This is a genomic window from Alteriqipengyuania sp., from assembly GCF_964222115.1.
Classification (GTDB): domain Bacteria; phylum Pseudomonadota; class Alphaproteobacteria; order Sphingomonadales; family Sphingomonadaceae; genus Alteriqipengyuania.
On record NZ_CAXQBM010000053.1, the window covers coordinates 1 to 3,477 of the forward strand.

5 protein-coding genes are annotated in these 3,477 nt (G+C 64.7%); 3 read left to right on the forward strand and 2 right to left on the reverse strand.

What is annotated here, in order from left to right:
- Positions 1–121: 121 nt before the first annotated feature.
- The 3 genes from ACEQXE_RS08320 to ACEQXE_RS08330 are packed head-to-tail and all read left to right on the forward strand — an operon-like array spanning position 122 to position 2,273.
- Entirely contained in the window at positions 122–694 is a 573-nt protein-coding gene (locus ACEQXE_RS08320) for a shikimate kinase (protein ID WP_370178424.1), read from the forward strand.
- On the forward strand, positions 682–1,800 hold the full coding sequence (gene aroB, locus ACEQXE_RS08325; RefSeq protein WP_370178425.1) for a 3-dehydroquinate synthase: 1,119 nt from the start codon (positions 682–684) through the stop codon (positions 1,798–1,800). Before ACEQXE_RS08320 ends, aroB begins: the two co-directional genes overlap by 13 nt.
- A 2-nt stretch (positions 1,801–1,802) precedes the next feature.
- Positions 1,803–2,273 carry a GNAT family N-acetyltransferase gene (locus tag ACEQXE_RS08330; RefSeq protein WP_370178426.1) on the forward strand — a complete coding sequence of 157 codons (471 nt, stop codon included), beginning with the start codon at positions 1,803–1,805 and terminating at the stop codon, positions 2,271–2,273.
- A 1-nt stretch (position 2,274) separates the two neighbouring features.
- On the opposite strand, the gene ACEQXE_RS08335 is transcribed toward ACEQXE_RS08330, so the two are convergent.
- The gene (locus ACEQXE_RS08335) at positions 2,275–2,646 is read right to left on the reverse strand and encodes a tRNA-binding protein (protein WP_370178427.1); all 372 of its coding nucleotides are present in this window, start codon (positions 2,644–2,646) and stop codon (positions 2,275–2,277) included.
- On the reverse strand, positions 2,646–3,477 hold an 832-nt coding region (locus tag ACEQXE_RS08340), incomplete at its 5' end, for a biotin/lipoyl-containing protein (RefSeq protein ID WP_370178428.1). The genes ACEQXE_RS08340 and ACEQXE_RS08335, both read right to left, overlap by 1 nt.

A 3,477-nucleotide genomic window follows, 5' to 3' on the forward strand; every position in this document is an offset into this window, starting at 1 on the left:
CTCTTCTTCAGGATATACTGTATAATACCCTAGCTTTTCTAATTGTAAACTTGCGTCATCTACCTGACTCAAAGATTGAATAAATAACATAGCATCTAGCCCATCTCTACGCCGCCGAGCAATGGAGCCTTTGCCGAACCCCGATGCGCTTGCCCGGATCGAGACGCTGAAGAAGCGGCTCGACCGCCCGGTTGCGCTCATCGGGTTGATGGGCGCTGGGAAGTCCACCGTGGGGCGGAGGCTGGCGACCATGCTCGACCGCGGCTTTATCGATGCCGACGATGCGATAGAGGATGCAGCCCAGCTTTCCATCGCGGAAATCTTCAGCGAGTTCGGCGAGGCCTATTTTCGCGACGGAGAACGCCGGGTGATCGCCCGCCTGATCGAAGAAGAACACGGTGTGATCGCGACCGGTGGCGGAGCCTTCGTGAACGCGGAAACGCGCGCACTTATCCTTGAGCGCGCAGTCACGGTGTGGATCGACTGCGACATTGCGACGCTGGTCGAACGGACCGGGCGCCGGGACGACCGCCCGCTGCTGCGCAACGAGGAACCCGAAGCCGTGCTTACGCGGCTGCAACGCGAGCGTGCGCCGTTCTACGAACAGGCCCATATCCGGGTAGAAGGCCAGCGCGGCCCGCATACGCGCACCGCATGGTCGATCATCGAGGGGATCGAGCAATGGCTGTCGTAGATGTCGCGCTCGCCGGGCGCAGCTATGAGGTGCGGGTTGGCGCAGGGTTGCTCGACCGAACCCATGCCGAAGCCCATGCCTTCATCGAATCCTACGGCAAGCGGTCTGTCCCCGTGGTAGCCGACGCGAATGCCAAGCGGCTGCTGGGGGGACGGTTGCAGGCATCCTTCCGGTCGGCGGGTCACGCGATCGACTGGTACGAGGTTGCGCCCGGCGAAGGGTCGAAGAGCTGGGAGGAACTGCAGAAGCTGACCGACTGGCTGCTTGAACGCGGCATCACCCGGTCCGACCACGTTTTCGCACTCGGCGGCGGCGTGGTCGGCGACCTAGTCGGCTTCGCCTGCGCAATCCTGAAACGCGGCTGCGGCTTCGTACAGCTCCCCACCACGCTGCTGGCACAGGGCGATTCGCGCGTCGGCGGCAAGACCGCGATCAACACGGGCGCGGGCAAAAACCTGATCGGCGCCTTCCACCAGCCCGCGCTGGTGCTGGCCGATACATCGTGCCTCGCCACCCTGCCCCAGCGTGAACTGCGCGCCGGGCTGGCCGAGGTATTCAAGTACGGCGTGCTGGGCGATGCCGATTTCTTCGCGCGCGTCGACGAAACGAGCGGCGCGATCATCGCCTGCGACGACGCGGTTCTCGAACCTGTCATCGCGCATTGCGTGGCCATGAAGGCGCAGATCGTCGCGGAGGATGAGCGTGAGACGAAGGATGCGCGCGCGCTCCTCAACCTTGGCCACACCTTCGGCCATGCGCTGGAGGCGGAGACAGGCTTCGGTGAGCGCCTGCTACACGGGGAGGCGGTGGCACTCGGCATGGTGCTGGCGGCGCGCTATTCCGCGCGGCGCGAGTTGATCTCGCTGTCGAATGCGGAGCAGGTGGCGGACGCGCTGGCCCGCGCCGGACTGCCGACCGAGATTGCGGCGCTGGGTATGGACTGCGACGGCACCACCCTCGCCCACCATATGCGCAACGACAAGAAGGCGGGCGGCGGCACGGTGCCGTTCATCCTGTTGCGTTCGCTGGGAGAGGCTTTCGTCGCGCGCGACGTGGACCTGTCCGACATCGCTGCTTTCCTCGACGAGCAGTTGCAGGCGCATTGACGATGGCGCTCGAAGTGCGGGAGGTCACGCTCGACGATCCGCAGGTCCGCGCACTGGCGCTCGACCATGTGCAGCAAATGCGCGCCGGATCGCCGCCGGGGCAGGCCTTTGCTCTCGATCTGACCGGGCTGGACGATCCAGCCATTACGCTGTTCGGCGCGTGGCGCGGAGGCGAATTGCTCGGCATCGGCGCGCTCAAGCAGCTCGATGCCGGACAAGCCGAAATCAAGTCCATGCGCACACGGGCGGATGCCCTGCGTCAAGGCGTGGCGCGAGCGCTATTGGACGCAATCATCGCGCAGGCCAAAGAAGTCGGGCTGAACCGCCTCAGCCTGGAAACGGGCAGCGGCCCTTCATTCGAGCCCGCACTTGCGCTGTATCGGGCACGTGGTTTTAGGCACGGCGACGCATTCTCCGATTACGAGAACACCGAGTTCAACCAGTGCCTGCACCTCGATTTGGCGGCGGATTGACCTAGAACAGCCGCGACCCGTCCGGCACGGGCTTGTCGGGTGCGAACAGCACCACTTCGCCTGCCTCGTCCGCGAAACCCAGCGTCAGCACTTCGGACATCGCAGGCCCGATCTGGCGCGGCGGGAAGTTGACCACCGCCGCGACCTGCCGCCCGACCAGCTCCTCTCGCGCATAATTGGCGACGATCTGGGCCGAGGATTTCTTCACCCCGATCGCCGAGCCGAAGTCGATCTCCAGCCGGTAGGCCGGCTTGCGCGCTTCGGGAAATTCATGCGCCGCAACGATAGTCCCGACGCGGATATCGACCTTCAGGAACTGGTCGAAACTGGCTTCGTCCGCTGCCGGGGCCGAAGGATCGTGCGAAAGGTGCACTATTCCAGCTCCAGGATCACCTCGTCCACCTGCAGGCTGTCACCCTCGGCAGCATTGATCGACGCGATGGTGCCTTCCTTCTCGGCGCGCAGGATGTTCTCCATCTTCATCGCCTCGACCGTGGCGAGCGGCTGGCCCGGCTGAACTTCTTCACCCTCGCTCACGTGGAGTTTCACCAGCAGGCCCGGCATCGGGCAGATCAGCATCTTGGAAAGATCGGGCGGTTCCTTTTCGATCATGTGATCGAGCAGCGGAGCGATGCGCGCAGGCACCGCCAGCCCCTTGTGCGTCTTGCCGCGCGTGGTCAGCGCCCAGGTGCTGCTGCCTTCGCGCCGCAGTTGGATCGCGAGATTCTCGCCATGGCCGCTCGCCGCTGCGAGCACCATGCCCGGCTGCCAATCGGTGGTTCCGGCGATCCATTCGCCGTCAACGCTCGCGCCGCCTTCGCCCAATTCGACCGCGTATTTGCGGCCATCCATCTTCACGACCCATTCGCGCGGCGGGTTGGCTGCACCGTTCAACTGGCCGGAAATCTGCCCCTCGTGCGCCATCAGGCTGAACTGCGCGCCTGCGATCAACGCCGCGACCAGCCGAAGCCGATCCTCGTCGGCGGCAGCGCCCTGGAAGCCTTCGGGATATTCCTCGGCAATGAAGCCGGTGGTCAGCTCGCCCGAGCGGAAGCGCGGGTGCTGCATGATCGCGGACAGGAAATCGACATTGTGGCCCGGCCCTTCGATGCGGAACGCGTCGAGCGCTTCGATCTGCAGATCCGCCGCACCGTCGCGCGTCGGCGCCCAGGTAATCAGCTTGGCGATCATCGGGTCATAGAAA